Origin of the sequence: Janthinobacterium sp. PLB04, assembly GCF_021165895.1 — a bacterium.
Classification (GTDB): domain Bacteria; phylum Pseudomonadota; class Gammaproteobacteria; order Burkholderiales; family Burkholderiaceae_D; genus Janthinobacterium; species Janthinobacterium lividum.
The window spans coordinates 3,447,253-3,469,895 of the sequence record NZ_CP088968.1 but is presented as its reverse complement, the minus strand read 5'-3'; the positions used below and the strand labels follow the sequence as shown (position 1 = coordinate 3,469,895).

21 protein-coding genes are annotated in these 22,643 nt (G+C 65.2%); 8 read left to right on the top strand and 13 right to left on the bottom strand.

Going from position 1 to position 22,643, the window contains the following annotated elements; translation table 11 throughout:
* Positions 1 to 9 precede the first annotated feature (9 nt).
* From LSO07_RS15310 to zigA, 4 genes are read right to left on the bottom strand one after another with little or no spacing between them, the layout of a single operon-like run.
* On the bottom strand, positions 10 to 528 hold the full coding sequence (locus LSO07_RS15310) for a GNAT family N-acetyltransferase (RefSeq protein WP_092604874.1): 519 nt from the start codon (positions 526 to 528) through the stop codon (positions 10 to 12).
* 44 nt (positions 529 to 572) lie between these two features.
* The gene (locus tag LSO07_RS15305) at positions 573 to 1,361 is read right to left on the bottom strand and encodes a HoxN/HupN/NixA family nickel/cobalt transporter (protein WP_151095159.1); all 789 of its coding nucleotides are present in this window, start codon (positions 1,359 to 1,361) and stop codon (positions 573 to 575) included.
* Positions 1,358 to 2,386, bottom strand: a complete 1,029-nt coding sequence (locus LSO07_RS15300; protein WP_151095157.1) for a CobW family GTP-binding protein — start codon at positions 2,384 to 2,386, stop codon at positions 1,358 to 1,360. The genes LSO07_RS15305 and LSO07_RS15300 overlap by 4 nt, the downstream gene beginning before the upstream one ends.
* Before the next feature lie 19 nt (positions 2,387 to 2,405).
* Positions 2,406 to 3,632, bottom strand: a complete 1,227-nt coding sequence (gene zigA / locus LSO07_RS15295) for a zinc metallochaperone GTPase ZigA (RefSeq protein WP_151095155.1) — start codon at positions 3,630 to 3,632, stop codon at positions 2,406 to 2,408.
* 140 nt (positions 3,633 to 3,772) lie between these two features.
* Here zigA and LSO07_RS15290 point away from each other — a divergent pair, with 140 nt between their 5' ends.
* The 7 genes from LSO07_RS15290 (at position 3,773) to LSO07_RS15260 (ending at position 11,222) form a co-directional block, all read left to right on the top strand.
* A complete protein-coding gene (locus LSO07_RS15290; RefSeq protein WP_151095153.1) occupies positions 3,773 to 4,429 on the top strand; it encodes an ABC transporter ATP-binding protein in 657 nt (218 codons plus the stop codon).
* Positions 4,426 to 5,622, top strand: coding sequence for an FtsX-like permease family protein (locus LSO07_RS15285; protein WP_151095151.1), 1,197 nt, complete (start codon positions 4,426 to 4,428; stop codon positions 5,620 to 5,622). The genes LSO07_RS15290 and LSO07_RS15285 overlap by 4 nt, the downstream gene beginning before the upstream one ends.
* A gap of 11 nt (positions 5,623 to 5,633) precedes the next feature.
* Positions 5,634 to 6,101, top strand: a complete 468-nt coding sequence (locus LSO07_RS15280) for a DUF3299 domain-containing protein (RefSeq protein ID WP_070254407.1) — start codon at positions 5,634 to 5,636, stop codon at positions 6,099 to 6,101.
* Positions 6,098 to 6,553 (top strand): TlpA family protein disulfide reductase, encoded by a 456-nt coding sequence (locus LSO07_RS15275; protein WP_151095149.1) that lies wholly within the window; start codon positions 6,098 to 6,100, stop codon positions 6,551 to 6,553. The genes LSO07_RS15280 and LSO07_RS15275 overlap by 4 nt, the downstream gene beginning before the upstream one ends.
* 83 nt (positions 6,554 to 6,636) lie before the next feature.
* Entirely contained in the window at positions 6,637 to 8,739 is a 2,103-nt protein-coding gene (locus tag LSO07_RS15270; RefSeq protein WP_151095147.1) for a bifunctional 2',3'-cyclic-nucleotide 2'-phosphodiesterase/3'-nucleotidase, read from the top strand.
* A 56-nt stretch (positions 8,740 to 8,795) separates the two neighbouring features.
* On the top strand, positions 8,796 to 9,488 hold the full coding sequence (locus LSO07_RS15265; protein WP_083299635.1) for a tetratricopeptide repeat protein: 693 nt from the start codon (positions 8,796 to 8,798) through the stop codon (positions 9,486 to 9,488).
* A 297-nt stretch (positions 9,489 to 9,785) separates the two neighbouring features.
* A complete protein-coding gene (locus tag LSO07_RS15260) occupies positions 9,786 to 11,222 on the top strand; it encodes a catalase (protein ID WP_092604865.1) in 1,437 nt (478 codons plus the stop codon).
* Positions 11,223 to 11,311: 89 nt separating this feature from the next.
* Here the strand turns inward: LSO07_RS15260 and LSO07_RS15255 are convergent, their stop codons facing one another.
* Positions 11,312 to 11,659 carry a hypothetical protein gene (locus LSO07_RS15255; RefSeq protein ID WP_099387732.1) on the bottom strand — a complete coding sequence of 116 codons (348 nt, stop codon included), beginning with the start codon at positions 11,657 to 11,659 and terminating at the stop codon, positions 11,312 to 11,314.
* 170 nt (positions 11,660 to 11,829) lie between these two features.
* Positions 11,830 to 13,011, bottom strand: a complete 1,182-nt coding sequence (locus LSO07_RS15250) for a S1 family peptidase (protein WP_225317313.1) — start codon at positions 13,009 to 13,011, stop codon at positions 11,830 to 11,832.
* A gap of 256 nt (positions 13,012 to 13,267) precedes the next feature.
* On the opposite strand from LSO07_RS15250, the gene LSO07_RS15245 reads away from it, so the two are divergent.
* Complete coding sequence (locus tag LSO07_RS15245) at positions 13,268 to 14,587, top strand: hypothetical protein (protein WP_191909685.1); 1,320 nt, start codon at positions 13,268 to 13,270, stop codon at positions 14,585 to 14,587.
* On the opposite strand, the gene LSO07_RS15240 is transcribed toward LSO07_RS15245, so the two are convergent.
* From LSO07_RS15240 to LSO07_RS15210, 7 genes are all read right to left on the bottom strand, one after another.
* Entirely contained in the window at positions 14,574 to 15,311 is a 738-nt protein-coding gene (locus tag LSO07_RS15240; RefSeq protein WP_151095145.1) for a hypothetical protein, read from the bottom strand. The genes LSO07_RS15245 and LSO07_RS15240 overlap by 14 nt on opposite strands.
* Before the next feature lie 16 nt (positions 15,312 to 15,327).
* Positions 15,328 to 15,765, bottom strand: a complete 438-nt coding sequence (locus LSO07_RS15235; protein ID WP_070279540.1) for a DUF6678 family protein — start codon at positions 15,763 to 15,765, stop codon at positions 15,328 to 15,330.
* Positions 15,765 to 16,994 carry a formate-dependent phosphoribosylglycinamide formyltransferase gene (gene purT / locus LSO07_RS15230; RefSeq protein WP_151095143.1) on the bottom strand — a complete coding sequence of 410 codons (1,230 nt, stop codon included), beginning with the start codon at positions 16,992 to 16,994 and terminating at the stop codon, positions 15,765 to 15,767. Before purT ends, LSO07_RS15235 begins: the two co-directional genes overlap by 1 nt.
* Positions 16,995 to 17,106: 112 nt before the next feature.
* Positions 17,107 to 17,604, bottom strand: a complete 498-nt coding sequence (locus tag LSO07_RS15225; RefSeq protein ID WP_070254453.1) for a VOC family protein — start codon at positions 17,602 to 17,604, stop codon at positions 17,107 to 17,109.
* Positions 17,605 to 17,667: 63 nt separating this feature from the next.
* Positions 17,668 to 19,095 (bottom strand): TolC family protein, encoded by a 1,428-nt coding sequence (locus LSO07_RS15220; protein ID WP_191909684.1) that lies wholly within the window; start codon positions 19,093 to 19,095, stop codon positions 17,668 to 17,670.
* Positions 19,085 to 20,428: an HlyD family type I secretion periplasmic adaptor subunit gene (locus tag LSO07_RS15215; protein WP_151095139.1), complete on the bottom strand. Its 1,344-nt coding sequence runs from the start codon at positions 20,426 to 20,428 to the stop codon at positions 19,085 to 19,087. Before LSO07_RS15215 ends, LSO07_RS15220 begins: the two co-directional genes overlap by 11 nt.
* Entirely contained in the window at positions 20,425 to 22,596 is a 2,172-nt protein-coding gene (locus LSO07_RS15210; protein ID WP_151095137.1) for a type I secretion system permease/ATPase, read from the bottom strand. The genes LSO07_RS15215 and LSO07_RS15210 overlap by 4 nt, the downstream gene beginning before the upstream one ends.
* Positions 22,597 to 22,643 lie beyond the last annotated feature (47 nt).

The following is a 22,643-nucleotide window of genomic DNA, read 5'->3' as shown; positions in this document are numbered from 1 at the left end:
GCAGCAGTATTACCTGATCAATAAAGCCAGGTGATGCTCGTCGTAAAACAAGTCGCCCACGCGCATCGAGCGCGGTTCCGTGCCATACGCGATAAATCCCAGCGATTCATACAGGCGCAAGGCGGCATTGTTTTCCGCATTCACGCTCAAGTGCACTTGCATGACGGCAGGATCCGTCTCGGCCTGCTCGATGCAGGCGTTCACGAGGCGCCGCGCCACGCCCTTGCCCCGCTGCGCCACATCGACGAACACGCCCCATAGCAAGGCCTTGTGCGACAGTTGCCGCATGGATTCGCGCCGCAAGCCGGCAAAGCCGACCAGGCGTTCGCCATCGAAGGCGCCAAACGCCCGGTGCAACGGGCCGCCGGCGATGCGCTGCACATGTTCTTCCGGCGTGCGCGCCAGCTCATCCTCGCGCGACGAGGAAAACGAGCTGGGCGAATCGAGGATGGCGCGCAGGCGCAGCGCGCAAAAGGCGGCAGTGTCGGCCGGCGTCAGCAGGCGGATGACGATTTCAGGTGCGGGCATGATGGAGTCCGGCAGTTTTTTTCCATTATACCCACGCCCCCGCCTCAGGCACGCACGCGGCGCAAACCCAGCAAGGTCCAGCCATACAGGGCCGCCATCAGCAGCACCATGGCCGCGCCCAGGGCCGCCGTCCAGCTTTCCGGCAGCGACCAGGCGGAATCGAGCTTGCCGGCAACCATGTAGGCGGCCATGGCCACGCAGATGGCGACGATGGGCCAGCCCAGGCGGCGCCGGAAGGCGCGCACGAGGTCAATCTGGCCGGTGCGCATGACTTTTGCCGTGATCCAGCCATCGAAGGTATCCGTCACGCCCATGCCCACGGCAAACACCAGGCCGGTCAGCAAGGCTGGCTGCATGCCGCCCAGCGCGACGGCCGCATAGCCCCAGGCGGCGGCCTGCAGGGCCGTGTCGAAGACCAGCGCGAACAGCATGCCGACGAGGATGGCGGCGAGCGGCCCGGATGCGCTCCGCAGCCAGCGCGGCAACAGCCGCCCGCGCACCTCGGCCAGTTGCGCGCCGGCCAGCAAGCTGCGCGCATTCATGCCGGCGATGAGCAGCAGCAAGGCGATGGGCAGCCATTCCAGCCAGCCGAACAGGTTTGGCGATGGTGTAAATTGCTGCGATGCCAGAGCGGCCACGGCCACGATGGCCAGCACGGTAAGGCCATGCCCCAGCGCAAACAGCGCGCCCATCCACGGCGCCCAGCGCGGCGATGCGGCCTGGCTGCGCAGGGTCAGGCCATCGACGGCGGCCAGGTGGTCCGGTTCCAGCCCATGCCGCATGCCGAGCAGAAAGATCAGCGCCAGGGCGGGCAAGCCCGCTTCCACGCTCATGCCGCCTCCCCGGCCATCACCTCGGCCATCATGCTCGCTGGGCTGGGGGCGCCGGCCACGCAACGGTCCAGGCCCCGCGGCAGCATATCCCGCGGCAAGTCGCGCCCGATAAAGATCATCTTGCTGGCGCGCGTCTCGCCGTCGCGCCACGGCGCGCCCAGTTCCGAGCCCATCAGCATGTGCACGCCCTGGAATACGGCCCGGCATGGCAGATCGGCAACATACAAAATGCCCTTGTAGCGCATCAGCTGGGTGCCGAACAGCTGCACCACGGCATCGAGAAAATTTTCCACCTGCAGCAGATCCAGGGGCTGGGCCTGATGGTAGACGAACGATTGCACGCCGTCGCCATGGCGGTGCCCCAATTCTCCCAAGAAATCCGGCTCCAGCTCGACGATGGCGTTCAAGTTGAAACCACGGATGTTCAGGATGTCGCGCAGCGGTACATTGCCAAAGCGCACTTTCTGTATGCTGGCGCGGCCATTGATGGCGATCAGCCGTTGCCGCAGCGCGGCCAGCTCATCCTTGCTGACCAGGTCCGTCTTCGACAGCAGGATGCGGTCGGCAAAGCCCACCTGCTCCTGCGCTTCCTTGTGCGCCGTCAATTGCTGCTGCGCGTGGCGCGCGTCGACCACCGTCAATATGGCGTCGAGCATGTAGAATTCGCTGACGGACGGCTCCGCAAAGAAGGTTTGCGCCACGGGGCCAGGCGCGGCCAGGCCCGTCGTTTCGATGATCACGTGGTCGAATGCGATGGTGCCCGATGCGCGCCTGGCGTGCAATTCCCCCAGGATGCGGATCAGGTCGCCGCGCACGCTGCAGCAGATGCAGCCATTGTTCATTTCCACGATCTGCTCGTCGCTGTCCTGCACCAGCAAGCCATGGTCGATGCTTTCGGCGGCGAATTCGTTTTCGATCACGGCGATGCGCACGCCGTGATCGCCCTGCAATATGCGTTTGAGCAAGGTGGTTTTCCCGCTGCCGAGAAAACCCGTGATGATGGTAACGGGGATCAGTTCTGTCATATTGCTTTCCTATCGATGGTTAATCTTCAAGTTCTTCCATGCGCTGCCATTGGGGAAACGGATCGGGCAGCTTGCGCCAGGCGGCCATGCCCTGGCGCGTTTCCGTGTAGTTGAGTTGACATTTCTTTAAGTCTGCCTCGATGGCGGCCCGGTCCATGTCCTGGCCGATGAAGACCAGCTCCTGATAGCGGTCGCCATACGTTTCGCTCCAGCCCGCTTTGACTTCCGCCAGCGAGGCCGCATCCGTCGGCCAGCGCTCCTTCGGCACGGAGGCCCACCACAGGCCCACGGGCTCGATATTCATCAGCTTGCCCGCGCCGGACAGGCTGGCCACCCATTCGGGCCGGCTGGCCAGCCAGAAATATCCCTTGCTGCGCACCACGCCCTTGATCGGCTGGGCAATGTAGTCATGCAGGCGCTGCGCGTGGAACGGCTCCTTCGCCCGGTAGACGAAGCTGCTGATGCCATACGTTTCCGTCTCCGGCGTGTGGCTGCCGGCCAATTCATGGGCCCAGCCCGGCATGCTGGCAGCCTGCTCCAGGTCGAACAAGTTCGTGCCCAGGATGGCGTCCAGCGGCACGATGGACTGGTTGGTTTCGATGATGCGCGCACCGGGATTCAGGGCTTTTAAAATGGCCAGCACGCGCAGGCGTTCGGCCGCATCGACCATGTCGACCTTGTTGAGGACGATGACATTGGCAAATTCGATCTGTTCCGTCAGCAAGTTGGCCAGCTGGCGGTCGTCGCCCTCGCCGGCGATCTCGCCGCGCTGCTCCAGGCTGTCTTCGCTATGGAAATCCGCCAGCAGGTTGGCGCAGTCCACCACGGTGACCATGCAGTCGATGCGCGCCACGTCGTTCAGGCTGTCGCCGTGCTCATCCTCGAAGTCGAAGGTGGCGGCCACGGGCATCGGTTCGCCCACGCCCGTCGATTCAATCAACAGATAGTCGAAGCGGTCTTCCGCAGCCAGGCGCCGCACTTCCAGCAACAGATCGTCGCGCAGGGTGCAGCAGATGCAGCCGTTGGACATTTCCACGAGTTTTTCTTCCGTGCGCGACAGGGCCGCGCCAGCCGCTGCGGCACTGTCTTTTACCAGCGAGGCGTCGATATTGACTTCGCTCATGTCGTTGACGATGACGGCCACGCGCTTGCCTTCGCGGTTGCGCAGTATGTGGTTAAGCAAGGTGGTCTTGCCGGCGCCGAGAAAGCCGGACAGGACGGTGACGGGGAGTTTGCGTTGGGTCATGGGTATCTTTCGGATGGGGCGATCAGGTTGGCAATCAAGGAGGCAGCATTTCAAATGCAAGTGTATTGCGTTTGAATTATAATGCAGCTCAATTGCATTTGTGCGGCAATCTTTGCCAGCTAGCCACCCGAAAGAATTCCATGCTCCACCTCGCCTCCCTGACCTATGGCTATGATCCAGCCTGCCCCGTGCTGGACATCGCCGCCTTTCACTTGCCCGCCGGGCGCCACGCGTTGCTGCTGGGGCCGTCCGGCTCCGGCAAATCCACCTTGCTGCATTTGCTGGCCGGCATCCTGGCGCCCCAGGCGGGTCGCCTCGACGTGGCGGGAACGTCCCTGCCCGGCCTGACGCCACGCCAGCGCGACAGCTGGCGCGGCCGCGCCATCGGCTTGCTACCCCAGCAACTGGCGCTGGTGCCCAGTTTGAACGTGCTCGACAATGTCTTGCTGCCTGCCTACGCCAGCGGCCAGCGGCCCGATCCGGCCCGCGCGGCCAGCTTGCTGGGCCAGCTGGGCCTGGCCAACAAGCTCGATGTCTACCCGCATGCCCTGAGCGGCGGCGAACGGCAACGGGCCGCCATCGCGCGCGCCGTCGTCATGCGCCCGCAACTGATCCTGGCCGACGAGCCGACGGACAACCTCGACGACGCCGCCTGCGCCGCCGTCGTCACCCTGATGGCCTGCCAGGCCGCGCAAGTTGGCGCCTCGCTGGTGATTGCCAGCCACGACGCCAGGGTGCTGGCCGCCCTGCCCGATGCTCTCGTGCTGCGCTTGCCCCGCGCCAGGGGTGCGGCATGAACGCGGCCACCCTGGCCTGGCGCGCCCTGCGCCACAAGCCGCTGGCGTCCAGCCTGAACCTGCTGCTGGTCGCCATCGGCATCGCCATGATGACGTTCATACTCGGCGTATCGAGCCAGCTGGAAGAGCACGCCGAACGCGATGCGCAAGGCATCGACCTGGTGGTGGGCGCGAAAGGCTCGCCCTTGCAGCTGATCCTGTCGTCCGTGTATCACGCCGATATTCCGACCGGTAACATTCCCGACGGCGCGCTGGCTGCGCTGGCCGCGCAGCCGCTGGTGAAATCCGCGATTCCGCTCGCGCTGGGAGACAACTTCCACGGTTTCCGCATCGTCGGCAGCACGACGGCGCTGCTGGACCACTATGGCGCGCACCTGGCGCAAGGAAAACTGTTTACGCAAGCCATGCAAGCCGTGTTCGGCGCCCGCGCCGCACGCGACACGGGCGCCACCCTCGGCGCCAGATTTGCCGGCTCGCACGGGCTGGCGGCGGGCGGCGAAGTGCACGAACACGCGCCGTACACGGTGACGGGCATCCTGGCGCCCACGGGCACGGTGCTGGACCGGCTGATCCTCACGCCCGTCGCTTCCGTATGGCAAGTGCATGAAACGGACCCCGATGAGCAGCCGGCCGTGCCAGCCGCCGCGCCCGAGCGCGAACTGACGGCCGTGCTGGTGCAATACGCATCTCCCCTGGCCGCGATCAGCCTGCCCCGCTGGGTGAACAGTCAGGCCCGGCTGCAGGCGGCGCAGCCCGCTTTCGAGGCGGCACGGCTGTTCAACCTGCTGGGCGTGGGCATCGATGTGCTGCGGGCGATTGCCGCCGGCGTACTGCTGGTGGCGGCCCTGTCGCTGTTCGTGGCGCTGTACGGCGCGCTGGAAGAGCGCAAGACCGACCTGGCCATCCTGCGCACCCTGGGCGCCTCGCCCGCCAAACTGCTGCGCTTGCTGCTGGCGCAGGGCTTGCTGCTGTCATTGACGGGCGCGGCGCTGGGCTGGCTGCTGGGCCATGCGGCCGTCGGCTTGCTGGGCTGGCTGGCATCGATGCAGGACCTGAACCTGCAAGCGTGGCGCATTGTCCCCGGTGAAGCGTGGCTACCCGTCATCGCCGTGGCCGTGGGCTTGCTGGCCGCCGCCATTCCCGCCGCGCGCGCCTACCGCACCGATATCGCCGCCACCCTGGCGCGTCCCTGAAAGGAAAGAACATGCTGAAAATCATGCTATTGGGCGCTGGACTGCTGCTGGCCGGCAGCGCCGCAGCGGCCCCCGCCGACGAACCGCCATCGTTCTTCGCCCCCTTGACGGACTTGCCCGGCGTCGTCTCGTGGAAATTGCTGGGCCAGGCCACCACGGTGAAGGCGAAAAAAGGCCGCATGGTGCCGAAATACACGCCGGAAATCAGCGCGCTCGACAATACTGACGTGAAAGTGCAAGGTTTCATGATGCCGCTGGAACCTGGCCAGAAGCAGAAACACTTCCTGCTGACCGTCACCTCGGCCAGCTGTCCCTTTTGCCTGCCTGCCGGCCCGGAAGGCGTGGTGGAAATCAAGAGCCGGACACCCGTGAAATTCAGCTATGCGCCCTTCATCGTGCAAGGCAAGCTGAAGGTACTGGCCAGCGACCCCATGGGCCTGTATTACCGCATGACGGACGCGGCCGTGGTGCCGCAATGATGCGCTGGCCGGCTTTATTGCTTTTGCTGGCCGGCCATGCGGCTGCCGCACCGCTGTCCTTCGACCTGCCCCGCCTTGATGCGGATGGCAGCATACGCCTGGGCCAGTTCCCAGGCCAGCCTGTGGTGCTGAACTTCTGGGCCAGCAATTGCCTGCCGTGCATCCAGGAGTTGCCGATCTTCAATGCCCACGCCGCCGGCCAGCCCGGCTTGCCCTTCATCGGCATCGCCATCGATACGCGGACGGCCGCGCAAGCGTTTCTGCGGCTACACCCGGCCAGCTATCCGCAGGCTCTGGCCTCACCCGCCTTTCTGCCCGCCTTTGGCAATCAAATCAAGGGCTTGCCGTACACAGTGATTGTAAATTCTCAACATCGGGTCTGTACACGGCGCCTGGGCGCCGTCGATGCGGCCTGGCTAGCCAAGGCCGTGGCCGCCTGCGCACAGCCCTGATTCCATGCACCTTGCACGGCTGTCATCGCCGCGTCATATGGCGGCGTTACAGTCGCGTCCTTTGAATCTCTCCGAGGGCGGTAATGAAAACAAATTGGGTCATGCTGGCGGCGCTGGCAAGTGTGGGTCTCGTTGCTTGCAACGGCAGTTCGAATACGCCGGCCGCGCCGGCCATTCCCGAAGGCACGACGGTCACCGTGGCATTGCTGGAAACCACCGATATCCACTCGAATGTCCTCAGCTATAACTACTATGCGCTGGCGGAAGACACGAGCCTGGGCCTGGAACGCACGTCGAACCTGATCCAGGCGGCGCGCGCGGAAAATCCGAACAACGTCTTGCTCGACGATGGCGACGTCATCCAGGGCACTTTGCTGGCCGACCTGCAGGCCGTGGCGGCGCCCGTGCCCTGCTCCGGCACGCTGGCCGTGCACAAGGCCATGAACGCGCTGAAATATGATGCGGGCGGCATGGGCAACCATGAATTCAACTATGGCTTGCCCTACCTGAGCCAGATCACCAACACGGATTTCGGCATTCCCGGCGTGGCCAAGCCGACGGGCACGTGCGGCGCGCCAGCCTTCCCTTCCGTGCTGAGCAATGTCGTCGGCGTGTCCAGCGGCAAACCCATCTTCCAGCCCTACACCCTGCTGCCCCGCGATTTCGCCGCCACGGCGCCCGATGGCAGCAAGCTGACGGTGAAAATCAATGTGGGCGTGCTGAGCTTTGTGCCGCCGCAAATCCTCGAATGGGATCAAAAAGTACTCGCTGGCAAGGTCAGCGTGACGGGGGTGCAGGAAGCGGCGAAACAGTACGTACCGGAATTGCGCAACAAGGGCGCCGACCTCGTCGTGGCCCTGTCGCATGGCGGCCTGGACACGAGCGCCTACAGTCCGAAGATGGAAAACGGCAGCTATCATTTGACCAACACGGGCATCGACGCGCTGATGATCGGCCACTCGCACTTGATCTTCCCGAAAGGCAAGGAAGAAGGCGCGGCCGCGCTGGACGCGTCGTTCGCCGCCTTCCCCGCCAGCGCGAAGATCGACGCCGTCAACGGCTTTGTGAACGGCGTGCCCACCGTCATGGCGCAAAGCTGGGGCCGCCGCCTGGGCATCATCAAGCTGACGATGGCCTATCAGGGCGGCAAGTGGGTGGTGCAGCCGGCCAAGACGACGGTGGAATCGCGCGGCTTCAAGTACACGGATGGCAAGACCCTCGTGAAAGCCGATCCGGCCATCGCTCCTCTCGTGGCCACCGAGCACGCAGCCACCATCGCCTACGCCAAGCAGCCGCTGGGCATCAGCACGGATTTCGAGATGTCCGCCTATTTTGCGCTGGTGGGCGACGTGAGCGCCATCCAGCTGGTGAACCAGGCGCAGCTCGACTACGTGAAGAATTTCATCGCCACCAGCACCGATGCCACCTTGTCCAGCTACAAGAACATCCCCGTCATTTCCTGCAGCGCGCCATTCAAGGCGGGCCGCAACGGGCCGTCGGACTTCACGGACGTGGCCGCTGGCGCCTCCCCGGCCGCGCCGGTCGGCTTGCAAGTGCGCAATCCGGGCGACCTGTATTTGTATAGCAATAACAACCTGCAAGCCGTGAAGATCAAGGGCGCGGACTTGAAGGCGTGGCTGGAAACGTCGGCCAAACAATTCAACCAGATCGACCCGGCCAGCAGCGCCGAGCAAGACCTGGTGCCGTCGTATGGCACGATCTATAACTATGACGTGTTCTACGCGGAAAACAATGCGCTGACGTACCAGATCGACGTGACGAAAAAGCCGGGCAGCCGCATCGTCAACCTCACGTACAAGGGTGCGGCGGTGGCCGATGGCGATGACTTCATCGTCGCCACCAACGACTACCGCGCCGGTGGCGGCGGCGCCGTGCCTGGCATCGATGGCAGCAAGACCATCATCAAGTCGCCCGATGCGAACCAGGCCGTGGTGAGCAACTACCTGGCGTCGCTCAGCACCAAAGGCGGCAAGGTCACGCTGGCGGCCAATGGCAGCGCGCGCAGCTGGAGCTTCGTCAAGACGGCCACGGCAGGTCCCGTGATCCTGCGCTCGGCGCCGGGCCATCTGGCGCTGGCGCAAGGCAGCGGCATCAGCAACGTGGCGGCCGAAGGCGGACTCGACGCCAGCGGCTTTGCCAAGTACCGCATCGACCTGAGCAAATAAGGTCCGAGGGCCGGAACAAGCGCAGTTCCGGCCTGTTTTGATGAAAGGTAATCCCAATGAAACACGCACTCTCCCTCCCCGCCGTCGTGCTGGCTGCAGCCCTGGCGGCCTGCCAGGCATCGCCACCGCCCACGGCGGCGGAAATCGAAGCCGTCGCCATGCATGCGCGCCAGGCGGGCGACCACCAGGCCGAGCGCAAGGTCCGCAGCTGGGCCGGCAAGGACATGCCCGTCGCCGAGCGCGAACTGGCGCTGATCTACCAGCCCCGTGCCGAACGCCGCGCCGAGGCCCTGGCCTTGTTCGAACAGGCGGCCCGCGCCGGCGACACGGAAGCGGCCTTCGAACTGGGCCAGATGCTGCGCGCGGCCACGCCGGCCCAGGCCTGGCTGTGGTACCGGCAAGCGGCGCAGCAAGGCCATGCAAAGGCGGCATTGATGCTGGGCTTGCTGGCGGCGAATGGCGAAGGCGTGCCGAAAGATCAAGGTGAAGCGGCGCGCTGGCTGGACAAGTCGAGCGAGCTGGGCAATCCACATGCCATGTTCCTGCTGTACAACGCCTACCGCGAAGGCCGCGGCGTGCCGCGCGACCTGGCCAAGGGCCGCGAATTGCTGGAGGAAGCGGCCCACCATGAATACCCACCCGCCATCCAGGAACTGGCCATGACGGTGCAGGCAGACGACGCCCTGCGCGCCGGCCACCTGATGAAGGAAGCGACGGAGCACCGGCATAACAATTGGAACCGTTTTTAAAAAACTGGGTTTTAAAATCTGGACAAAAGGCCAGTGGCGTGAGCTAGGCCTGTCTTTATATACTTGTAACTTGCAAGCGTGCGGGAGCGGCAGCCAATCAGCGCTTATGATACAAGGATGCCGCCTGTGCTTGCATGGGCGGCGTGGCAAGCCGTCTCGCACAAAAAGGTTTACACTGGTTTGCATTTTAGAAATTTTACTCTGGACCAGCCCCGGTGAGTGTTCATTCAACCCAGCCAGTGTTTGAGTAGCGCCGGTGCGTCCATTGCTCTGCCTAGCCATGAAAGAAAGAGTCCAATGAAAAAGCTGACCACCGCCTTTGGCGCGCCTGTAGTCGACAACCAGAACATCCAGACGGCCGGCCCACGCGGCCCCGCCCTGCTGCAAGATGTGTGGTTCCTGGAAAAGCTGGCCCACTTCGACCGCGAAGTCATTCCCGAGCGCCGCATGCATGCCAAGGGTTCCGGCGCGCACGGCACGTTTACCGTCACGCACGATATCACGCGCTACACGCGCGCGAAAATCTTTGGCGAAGTGGGCAAGAAAACGCCGATGTTCGCGCGCTTTTCCACGGTAGCCGGCGAACGGGGCGCGGCGGACGCGGAACGCGATATCCGCGGCTTCGCCCTGAAGTTCTACACGGAAGAAGGCAACTGGGACCTGGTCGGCAACAATACGCCCGTGTTTTTCATGCGCGACCCATTGAAATTTCCCGATTTGAATCACGCCATCAAGCGCGACCCGCGCACGGGCTTGCGCAGCGCCAACAGCAACTGGGACTTCTGGACCTCGCTGCCCGAAGCCCTGCACCAGGTGACGGTGGTGATGAGCGACCGTGGCTTGCCGCGCAGCTTCCGCCACATGCATGGCTTCGGCAGCCATACCTTCAGCTTCCTGAATGCGCAAAACGAGCGTTTCTGGGTCAAGTTCACGTTCAAGACCCAGCAAGGGATTCAAAATCTGACGGATGCGGAAGCCGAAGAACTGGTGGGCAAGGACCGCGAAAGCTCGCACCGCGACTTGTACGAGAGCATCGAAAACAAGGATTTCCCCCGCTGGACCCTGTACGTGCAGATCATGCCGGAAAAAGAGGCAGGCACGTATCACCTCAACCCGTTTGACCTGTCGAAAGTATGGCCACACGGCGACTATCCGCTGATCGAAGTGGGCGTGCTGGAACTGAACCGCAATGCGGACAATCACTTTGCCGAAGTGGAACAAGCCGCCTTCAACCCGGCCAACGTGGTGCCAGGCATCAGCTTTTCGCCGGACAAGATGCTGCAAGGCCGGCTGTTTTCGTATGGCGACGCGCAGCGCTACCGCCTCGGCGTCAACCACAGCCATATTCCTGTCAACGCGCCGAAATGCCCGTTCCACAGCTATCACCGCGATGGCCAGATGCGGGTCGACGGCAACCAGGGCGGAACCTTGGGCTATGAACCGAACAGCGAGCAGGAATGGGCCGAGCAGCCCGATTTCCGCGAACCACCGCTGAGCATCGAAGGCGCGGCGGACCACTGGAACCACCGTGTCGACGAGGATTACTATTCGCAGCCGCGCGCCCTGTTCCGCCTGATGACGCCGGCACAGCAGCAAGCCTTGTTCGACAACACGGCGCGCGCCATCTCGGGCGCTTCGGAACAAGTCAAGCAACGCCACATCGGCAACTGCACCCTGTGCGACCCTGCCTATGGCGCGGGCGTGGCTGAAGCGATCGGCCGCCTGAGCAAATAAGGCGGGCGGATAAGCGAAGCCGAAGGCCTGGCAACAGGTCTTCCTGCGGCTATGCGCAGCCCGGCGGCCTAGCCGTCGGGCTCGCCTACCTACCAGCGTTGGATATCGATCTGGCCCGTGATGCTCGTCTCCACCGGATAGCCCTCGACCTGCAACGGTACGCGCCGCTTGACGGACGAGTCGCGCAAATATACGACAAGCGCTTCCTTGCCCACGGCCGTCTGCCCCAGGCTGACGCCTTCCACGCCATCGATCGCCATCAGCGCCCGCTCGTTGCGCCGCTTTGCCGCTTCCAGGCGGCCCGGGGGCGCGGCAGGGGCGTAGTATCCCTGGCCCGCGCCGCCCATTCCCTGTCCAGAGGCATCATCCGGCAAATACGGCATGGCGGCGTCCTCGAAGACGGCATGGGGCGATTGTGCGAATTTACTGTTTGACATGACAGACCCTCCTGATGCCTTCCATGATACACCCGGCCATCCGGCGTTGCAGCACGCTTCGCCGGCCAACACCATGCGTGGCTGCTGCCCTTGACACATATCATCATCGTGCAAAAGACAGCGTGATGCAAGGCGGCGCAACGCCGCCGCGCCATGCCCTTGCAGCGTGCTCAGGTGTACAAATTGATGTCGAGCGCCACCACCACCCGCCGCATCTGGTTGGCAAACGTGATATTGCCGCCGCCGGCAAACAGCAGGCCGACGGGATTGCGCTGCTGGTTCCACGTCCAGATGGACGAGCCGGAATCGCCGCCCGCGCTGAATGCCCCGCTGACGCCCGTGATGGCGATCTGGTCCTGGAACAAGGCGATCCTGCCGCCGCCGTAATTGACGTTGATGGTGGCGCCCAGGCCCGTGATGCGGCCCTGCGTCAGCTGCGTCGTGCGACCGGACTTGCCAACCATCATGCCCAGCGCGGGCGCCACCAGCGCATTGCTGATGCGGAAGTACGCCGGCACGCCGCCGCTCAGGTAGACCAGTTCGGGTCGCACGCGGTCTGGCCAGGCCCAGCCGGTGGCGCAATCGACGAAGTTGACGCCGCCGCTGAAATTGATGGGCACGAAGCGCTCGAGCACGGCCACCTGGTCTTGCGGGCAGCGGCCGCCATCAATGGGGCCCGGCTGCACGATGCAATCGTTGAACACGCCGCCATTGGAATTGGCCAGCACGTGATTATTGCTAAGAATCATCAAACGACTGTTGCGCGGCGCACTGCGCCCCACGGCCAGGCAGCCGATGGTGCCGGCCGTGATGCGGAAATGCCCGACCGACACGCCGCCCGGCGCAGGGCGCAAACGGAAGCGGTGCGGTTGCGCATCGATCACGCCCGTGACGACGATGTTGACGGGCACCCTGTCGCTGGACACGGCGCGCACGCCCATGGCCCCCACGATGGCGGCCTTGGCGCGGTCGACGGAAGTGGGCTCGGCCACGTACAGGGTCAGGGCCGGCAAGCCCGGCTCGCCGGACGAGCTGTCGCTGGCGCCCTCGCCCAGGCCGATGGACACGCCCTGGATATTGCCGCCGTCGCTGAAGGCGTCGGCCGCGCGCACGCCGCCCGCCTGGGAAATGCTCTGGCGCATGCCGTCTTCGATGCTGCGCTTGATTTCCAGCAATTCCATGCTGACGCCGCTCAGGGCGTCGGGCACGCCCGAGACGGACGCGCTCTCGATCGTATTATCGTCTTCGCCAGGGACGGAAAATTGGCCGACGGCCTCTTCATCGTCCGCGCTTTGTCCCCTGCCGCTGCCGCCAGGCGGGGCGCTGAAACCATTCTCGTTGCCTATCATCATGTTCTCCTCGTGGGTCGCCGCAAACCACCAGTCTGGACGGACCGCGCCGGCCGGTATTGATCTGGATTGAACTGCGCTGGCGCAGGGCAGCCCTGCCCCAACGGGGGCAGCGAGGATAAAAATAGTTCCCTCGTCAAGGTTGAGCGAGATCAGGCGTGCGGCCAGAGGTGGCGCCGTATACTTGGCTGACAGGCTGGAACCGGGCCTGCTCCACGGCAGCAACGGTATGGATGGGGAAACAATGACGAGCCCTGGTATGACACGCCACGACGACGCGCCTGCGGGCGAGCAAGCAGGCCAGCATGCGGGTTTTGTGCACGGCATGGCGGCCTGGGCGGCAAAACACCGCATCCGCCCATGGGGCGGCAGTTTTGCCGATTTCATCGAGCAGATCCTGCCCGGTCGCGCGGCTCTGCTGACGCGCAGCGCGCACCAGTACCTGTGGGACATGATGCGCTGGAACGGCCAGACCGATGACAACGGGCGCTTCCGCTGCCGCCTGTTCGACGACGAGCTGTTCGGCATTGACGAGGCGATCGACCGGGTTGCCGCCTACTTCAAGGCCGCCGCCGCCGGCTCCGAGGTGGGCCGGCGCATGTTGCTATTGCTGGGCCCGCCGTCGGGCGGCAAATCGACCATGGTGATCCTGCTCAAGCGGGGGCTGGAAGAATACAGCCACAGCAGCGAAGGCGCGTTGTACGGCATCGCCGGCTGTCCCGTGCACGAATCGCCGCTGCATCTGGTGCCGCACAGCATGCGCGCCGACTTTCGCGCCAGCTATGATGCGGAGCTGCAGGGCGAACTGTGCCCGCATTGCCGCGCCCGCCTGGAAGAGCAGTACGCAGGCGATTTCCTGCGCATGCCCGTCGAGCGCATCCACCTGTCCGAGGCGGGCCGCTGCGGCATCGGCACGTATGCGCCGCACGATCCCACCACGGCCGACCTGGCCGACCTGGTCGGTTCCGTCGACCTGTCGAAAGTGGCGCAGTACGGCGACGAAGGCGATCCGCGCGCCTGGTCGTGGTCCGGCGCGGTATACGCGGCCAGCCGCGGCATGCTGGAAATGATCGAGATCCTCAAGGTCAAGCGGGAATTCCTCTACACATTGGAGCACTTCCCGAATCACCACCGGGCGCTGGCCTCGATGGCCAAGCTGGGCTTGCGCCTGAAAAGCGCGCAGCCGCGCGGCGCCCGCTACACGGTCAGCTGCTATTTTGAGCGGGCGATCGCCTTCGCGCCGCACGACGTGACGGCGCGCATGGTGTATGGCAGCTATTTGCTCTCCACGGGCCAGGACGCGACGGCGCTGGAACAGCTGGACGCGGCCAGCCGCCTGGCGCCCGAGCAGGCCACCATCCAGTACAACCTGGGCCTGATGTACGTGAAGAAGAAGGAATACGAGAAAGCCAGCGTGCACGCGCAAAAAGCCTATGCGTTGGGCTTTCCCCTGCCGGGGCTGAAGAACAAGCTGAAGGCGGCGGGCAAGTGGAGCGAGCCGCCGCCAGCCATCATGGAAGCGAAGGAAACACCGCAAGAACCGGCCGTGCCGCCCGTCGAACAGCCTAGCGGGGAATGACGGCCGGCCGCCTGGCCACGCTCAGATGGCCCGTCGGCGAAGCGGCCAGCGCGGCGGCCAGGTCGCGCCGCGATCGGGCCTTGTCGTCCGCTTCGCTGATGTACGCCAGTTCGGCCGGCTGCAGCACGGTAAGCGTCAGCAGCAGCACTTCGCCATACGGCGTGTCGAAGGATGGGGGAATGCTGCTTGCGCCCTGGGCCAGCAGCACAGCCACCTGTTCGTTTTCGTCTTCCAGTCCCTCCGGTGCCTGCTGCAAGTCCAGCGCCATCGACACGCTGCCGTGACGCTGCACCAGCAAATCGATGGAGCCATGGTCGGCCACGTTCTGGCTGACCTGGTAAATGACGTCGAAGAGCCAGGAATGCGCCACTTCCTTGCCGTCGAAGGCGGACAGCGGCGCCTCGATGCACACTTCCAGCAGGTGGCCGCGCGGGACGAACACGTCGTCATCATCCTCGAACGGATCGCTCAAGCCATCGCTGGCGATGAGGATGGAATCACTCCGTCGGATCACCCTCCAGGCCTGGCGCAACGATGGCCAGCGCGGGCCGCCCATGAAGGCCGGGTTGACCAGCGGCGCCAGCACGTCGGCGTCCATGGCGCCCAGGGTGGCATAGAAGGCGTCGCGCGCGGCGCAGGCCGTGGCCAGCATCTGCGCGCCCGCCTCCTTGCCGACGACGGCGTCGTCAGGTTGCGGTACTTGGGGGATAGCGTTTTCAGGCATGAGAATACTCTGTGAATTAGTCGGCGGGAGGAAAGTCGTCGTAGGAACGGGGCAAATAGCCCCAGATGCGCGCCACCCGGTCGCGCACTTCGAAATCGAAGCCGATGCGTTCCAGTTCCGGCACGATCCACACGCCGTGGTCGATGATCTTCCTGGGCAGCAGCATGGCCACGTGTTCTTCCGAATACAGGCTGATGTCCAGCCACTCCACGCCCATGAACGGGAACGGCGGGTGGTAATCCCATTCAGTATCCCAGCGCGACACATAGCCGGTGACGGAGCCGTAACGGTACGACGGCGCCCAGTCGGGCTGCCCGCGCATGAAGGCCAGCAGTTCGTTCCACTTGCAGTCGTTGGCGGCGCCGGCCAGGTTGCGCCGCGCGATGTGGCCGCGCAGCTTGCGCTTGACGTCATCGCCGCCGGCGTCGGCCTGCGGCAGGCTGGCCTCTGCCATCAGCGGGCGACCGGTTTCACTTTGGATGCGGCCAGCACGGCGCGCGCGCGGGCCGTGTCGATATCGTCGGCCGTGGCCAGCGCCACGCCCATGCGGCGGCGGGCGAACGATTCCGGCTTGCCGAACAGGCGCAAGTCCGTGCCCGGCACGCTCAAGGCATCGGCCACGCCTTCGAAGGCGATGCCTTTCGCTTCCAGCTGGCCATAGATGACGGCCGAGGCGCCGGGCGAGCGCAGCGCCACGTTGACGGGCAAGCCGAGGATGGCTTTCGCGTGCAGCTCAAATTCGCTCTGCACCTGGCTGGCCATGGTAACCATGCCCGTGTCGTGCGGACGGGGGCTCACTTCCGAGAACCACACCATGTCGTCCTTGACGAACAGCTCCACGCCGAACAGGCCCAGGCCGCCCAGGTTGTCCGTCACCTTGCGGGCGATGTCGCGCGAACGCTCGAGGGCCAGCGGCGCCATGCGGGCCGGCTGCCACGATTCCACGTAGTCGCCATGCACCTGCAAATGGCCGATCGGCTCGCAGAACTGCGTCTCGATCTGTCCCGAAGCGCCGACGGCGCGCACCGTCAGCAGGGTGATCTCGTAATCGAAGTCGATGAAACCCTCGACGATGACACGGCCCGTATCGACCCGGCTGCCGCTGGCCGCATACGCCCATGCCGTTTCCACGTCTTGCGCGCTATCGAGCTTGGACTGGCCCTTGCCCGACGACGACATCACGGGTTTCACGACGCACGGGAAGCCGATTTCCTGGCAAGCGGCCTGCAACTCCTGCAGGCTGCTGGCGAAGCGGTACGGCGACGTCGCCACTCCCAGGGTTTCCGCCGCCAGGGTGCGGATGCCTTCGCGGTTCATCGTCAGCACGGCCGCCCGGGCATTCGGGATGCACGTGATTTGCCCCGCTGCTTCCAGCGCCGCCAGGGTGTCGGTGGCGATGGCTTCGATTTCCGGCACGATCAAGTCCGGCTTTTCCAGGGCTATCAGGGCTGCCAGCGCCACGCCGTCGCTCATGTCGATCACGTGCGAGCGGTGCGCCACCGGATGGCCCGGCGCGTTCGGATAGCGGTCGACGGCGATCACTTCCACGCCCAGTCGCTGCAGTGAAATGATCACTTCCTTGCCCAGTTCGCCGGAACCCAGCAGCATGACCTTGATGGCGGTGGAAGACAGGGGCGTGCCGAAGGTGCGGGGCGCGATGGTGCTGCTGGTACTTGTGGTCATGGCAGGGTCTGTAAGCGGATGGAAAGATGGCTGGGACTATAGCAAATGCCGGCCATCTTGGACAGGGCGCGCCGCTGGCGTGCGCCCCGCTCCACCCGCCCGATGGGCCAGACTAGCCCGCGTAGGCCCGCTTGATCTCGTCAATGTTGATCTTTTTCATGCCCATCATGGCTTTCATCACGCGCTGGGCCTTGACGGGATCGGGATCGCCCAACAGCTTGACCATGATGGTGGGCACGATTTGCCAGGACACGCCGAACTGGTCCTTGAGCCAGCTGCACTGCTGGGCTTCCGGCGGCCCGCCTTCGGACAGCTGGTTCCAGTAGTGGTCGACCTCGTCCTGGGTCTCGCAATTGACCTGGAACGAGATCGCTTCGGAAAACTGGAACAGGGGTCCGCCGTTCAGGCCCGTGAACGTCTGGCCGTCGAGTTCGAACGCTACCGTCAAGACGCTGCCAGGCTCCTGGCCGTGGATTTCCCTGCCCTCCTCGCCATAGCGCAGGATCTGGCCGATCTTCGAATTGGGGAAAATCCCCGTATAAAACAGGGCCGCCGCCTCGGCGTGGCCGTTGAACCATAAACACGGGGTAATCTTTTGTATGCTGTGCATGATGTCTCCCTTGGTCGATAGCAACACCTCCCCGCGCGGGAAGGCCAGCCTCCAATATAGTCATTATTGCGCCGTCGAGGCGCGCAGTTTGCCGCCGCTTTTAACGCCACCGTCCGGGATATCGTCCCGCCCCAGCACGCCGGCGCTGGCCAGCAGACGCAGCCGGGCCGAACGCCATTCCGCCTGGCAACGGATGCGCTCCTGCTGCGCCTCGAGCAGCGCCGACTGGGTGTTCAGCATTTCCAGGATATCCGCCGCCCCCAGGCCGAACTTGCGCTGCACGCTGGCCAGGGCATCGCGCGCCGCGTCCAGCCACACCTGCGAGGCGGCCAGGTTGGACAGCGCCGTGCTCGCCTCCGCATGCGTTTTCACTAGTGCCATCAGGGTCTGCTGCCGCACTTCCTCGGCCTCGGCCTCCCTTTGCCCGGCCTGCGCCAATGCGCCGCGCACCTTGTATTGGCGCGCAAAACCGTCGAACAGGGGGATGTTCAATGAGATGCCCACCAGGGTTTCGCGCGTGGAAGCGGCGGACAAGCCCTGGTTGGGCCGGCCGTTCTGGTAGAGATTCGCCGTCAGGTCGATGCTGGGACGCCCCTCCGACCGGGTCACGTCCACCCTTTCGCGCGCCGCCGCCAGCTGCGCCTGCGCGGCCAGGATGGCCGGATGTTGCGCCTGGGCCAGCGCCAGCCAGGCTTGCAACTCATCTTGCAAACCCTCGCGCAAGCCCGCCGCCGCGCCATCCGCATCGTCGTCCAGGATCACGCCCGCATCGGCCGGCAAGCCCAGGGTATATACCAGCACGGCGCGGGCCTTCTGGAACTCGCCGTCGGCGCGGCTGGCGCCCAGGGACGCCTTGGCCAGGGCGCTCGTCGCCTGCAGGGTGTCGCTGTGAGAGCCGAGTCCCCGCTGCGCGCGGCGCTGCGTGGCCAGCACCGTTTCATGGGCCAGCGCCTGGTATTCCTGCCGCATGCGCACGCTGGCACGCGCCGTCTGCGCCTCGAAATACGCGCTGACGGTGGCTGCCAGTGTCTTTTGCAGCACGGCGTCACGGTTCGCCAGGGCCGCGTCAAGCAAGTCCTGTGCCGAACGCTGGCCCGCCGCGCGCCCGCCAAAGTCGAACAGGCGCCAGGACAGATTCAGCGAGGCCGTATTGCTGTTCAAGCTGCCGGAAGCAGTGCTGGAGCCCGGATAGGCCGTGCGGTCGTGCAGCCGGCTCGCGCCCGCATTCAGGGTCGGCAGATAGGCGGCCCTGGCCTCGCCCAGCCCGGCCGCCTGCAGCCGGATGCCGGCCCAGGCACCGTGCACTTGCGCGTTATGGCACAGGGCCAGGTCGACGGCCGCCGGCAGGGTCAAAGGCACGGTCAGCAGCACACCAGCATCATGCGTGGATGGGCATGGCGCGGCGTCCAGGGACTGGGCCCGGACTGGCGCGGCGGCCACGCACAGGCACAGGCCAGCGGCGAGCAAGGCGGCGCGGCATCTAGCGTTCATGCAGCGCCTCCTTCTGGTGCTGCACCAGCGGCGAGAGCACATATTCGATCACCCTTCTCGTCCCCGTGCGGATTTCCGCGCGCACCGCCATGCCGGCCGATAGCGGCACCAATCTGCCGTCGATGACCATGGCCGGCTGCTGCAGCGTGATTTTCACGGCATACACGAGGCCCTTCTTCTCGTCTTCGATGGCGTCGCGCGAGACGCTGCGGACGACGGCGGGCACGGTGCCATACTTTGTATAGTCGAAGGCGTCGACCTTGACGGCCACCACCTGCCCTTCCTGGACGAAGCCGACGTCGCGGTTTTCCAGCACGGCGTCGATTTCCAGCCTGCCCTGGCGCGGCACGATCTGCATCAGCGCCTGCGCGGCCGGCACCACGCCGCCCACCGTATGCAGCTTCAGCTGCTGCACCGTGCCGTCGACGGGCGCCGTCAGGCGCAGCAGGCTGCCGCGGGCGCCGGCGCGGCGCGCATCCTGGCCGCTGGCCGCCGCCACTCTGGCCCCTTCCGTCAGCGCGTCATAGGCGTCCTTGCGCGTCTGCGCCACCAGGGCTGCGCGCTCGCTGCGGGCCGACGCCAGCTGGCCGGCCAGGTCGATGCGCGCCTGCTCCTTTTCCAGCCACGCGTGTTCGGCCACGTCGCGCGTGGCAAGCAGGGCCCGGTAATCGCCGGCGCGCCGCGCCGCCAGCGGCAGCGCCTGGGCATAGCGGGCGATTTCCCCGTCGAGATGCGCCAGCCTGGCGCGGAAACTGGCGTACTGGCCATCGAGGTGGCCCTGCGCTTCCTCGCGCTGGGCGGCGGAAACGCCATCGGGCGCCGCCAGCTTCGGCGTATTCAAGGTGTCGATGGCGGCGATCAGCGCGCGCGAACGGGCCATCTGCAGCGCGGCCGCCACCGCGTCGCCGGCGGCCTTGTCGCGCTCGGCGTCCGGGCCGCGGCTGTCGAGCTCCACCAGCAGCTGGCCCGCCTGCACGGCTTGCCCCTCGCGCACATGCAGGGCGCGCACGGCCGCCACGTCGACCGAGGCGATGGTCTTGGTGTTGCCGGACGGAATGATCTTGCCGACCGCATTGACGATGATGTCGACCTGGCCAAAGACAGCCCACAGCACCACGCAGCCGACCAGCAGCATCATCACTCTGGCCGTCAGGCGCAACGATGGAGACACGGGCCGCTCCTGCAGCGCCAGCGCGGCCGGCAGGAAGGCCGCCTCGTCTTCGCTGAGCACGGGACCGCGCAATGCGGCGCGGTCGCGCCAGCTATGCCGCAGCACCTGGCCGTAGCGTTTGAACAGCTCGCCATACGCGGCCAGACGGTGGCCGGCGCTCATGCGGCGCTCCCGCTCGTGCCCTGCTGCAGGCTGTACAGATGGGCGTAGATGCCGCCCGGGTTCGCCAGCAGCGCCGCATGCGTGCCCAGTTCGGCCACTTGCCCCCGCTCCATGACCACGATGCGATTCGCTTCGCGCACGGCCGACAGGCGGTGGGCGATGATCAGCACGGTGCGACCCGCGCAAATGCCGCGCATATTGTCCTGGATGATTTTTTCCGATTCATAGTCGAGCGCGCTTGTCGCTTCATCGAAAATCAGGATGCGCGGATTGCCGATCAGGGCGCGGGCGATGGCGATGCGCTGGCGCTGGCCGCCCGACAAGCCCGTGCCATGCTCGCCCACCATGGTGTCGTAGCCTTCTGGCAACTCGCAAATGAAATCGTGGGCACCGGCCAGTTTCGCCACGGCGATAACGGCATCGATGGGCAGCGCCGGGTCGCTCAGGGCGATGTTGTCGCGCACGGAGCGGTTAAAGAGGATGTTTTCCTGCAGCACCACGCCGATCTGGCGCCGCAGCGAGGCCGTGTCGATGACGGCGATATCCTGCCCGTCGATCAATACCTTGCCCCGCTCGGGAATATACAGGCGCTGCGCCAGCCGCGTCAGGGTGCTCTTGCCGGAACCGGAACGCCCGACGATGCCGATCACTTCGCCAGGCGCAATGGCAATCGACACATTGCGCAGCACCTCGGCCGCATCGGGCCGGTAGCGGAAGCCCACTTGCTGGAAATCGATGGCGCCGGCGATGCGCGGCAGGCGCGCCTTCTGGCTGCCTGCTTCCGTGCGGGCGTTGAGGATATCGCCCAGCCGGCTCATGGAAATGCCCACTTGCTGGAAATCGTTCCACAGCTGCGCCAGGCGCAGGATGGGCGAGGCCACCTGCCCTGCCAGCATGTTGAAGGCGACCAGTTCGCCCACGGTCATCTTGCCGTCGATGACGAGCGTGGCGCCCCACCACATGATGGCCGCCGTCACCAGCTTGCTGACCAGGGTGACGCCGCCGCTGGCCAGCATGCCGATGTTATTCGCCGACAAGCCCGCCGAGACATAGCCGGCCAGCTGTTTTTCCCATTGCTGCTGCCAGCGCGGTTCCACGGCCATGGCCTTGAGCGTATCGACGCCGCTGATGGTTTCAACCAGGAAGGACTGGTTTTCCGCGCTGCGGTTGAATTTATCGTTCAACCGGCCCCGCAGCACGGGCGTGAGCAGCATCGACAGGGCCGCGTAGACGGGAATGGAAACGAGCACGACGACGCTCAGCGCGGCGCTGTACCACAGCATGGCGGCGATGAAGATGAAGGAAAACAGCAAGTCCAGCACCAGGGTCATCGCGTTGCCAGTAAGAAAAGAACGGATGTTTTCCAGTTCATGGATGCGCGCCACGGAATCGCCCACGCGGCGCGCCTGGAAGTAGGCGATCGGCAAGGCCAGCAGGTGGCGGAACAGGCGCGCGCCCAGTTCCACGTCGATCTTGCTGCTGGTGCGCGCGAATACATAGGTACGGATGAGACTGAGCACGGCCTCGAAGACGATGGCGCAGACCAGACCGATGGCGACCACGTGCAGGGTTTTCATGGCGTGGTTGACCAGCACCTTGTCCATCACCACCTGGAAAAACAGGGGCGTGGCCAGGCCGATCAGTTGCAGCACGAAAGAAATCAGCAGCACTTCGCCCAGCAGCCTGCGGTACTTGACGATGGCGGGAATGAACCAGCTGAAGTCGAAACGGGCCGTTTCGCCCGCAAAGCTGGCCTTGCTGGTGAAAAAGATCAGTTCGCCCGTCCAGGCGGCAAGGAACGCTTCGCGGCCAAGGATTTGCGGCGGCTGGCCCGGATGCTGGATCAGCACCTTGCTCACGCCGTCATCGTCCGTTTCGACCTTGCCGAGAATAAAGAAACGGCCTGCGCTATCGATGGCGATGGCCGGTAGCGGCGATTGCGCCAGCCGTGCCGGCGCCTGGCGCACCAGCTTTGCCGTCAAGCCCAGCTGTTTCGCGGCCAGCAGGACGGTTTGCCGCGTGAACACGGCCTGGCCGAACGCATGCTTGAGCTGGGCGCCGTCGGCGGCGATGCCGTGCAGGCTGGCCATCAGCAGCAGCGACAGCAAGCCCGTGTCGGGCGCAGGTTGTATGGAGGGCGGATCGTTGCGGTATGAGAGGACTGTCATCGGGCAATATCAGAGATTCAATGGCGCAGCCGGGCCGTGGCGGCTCA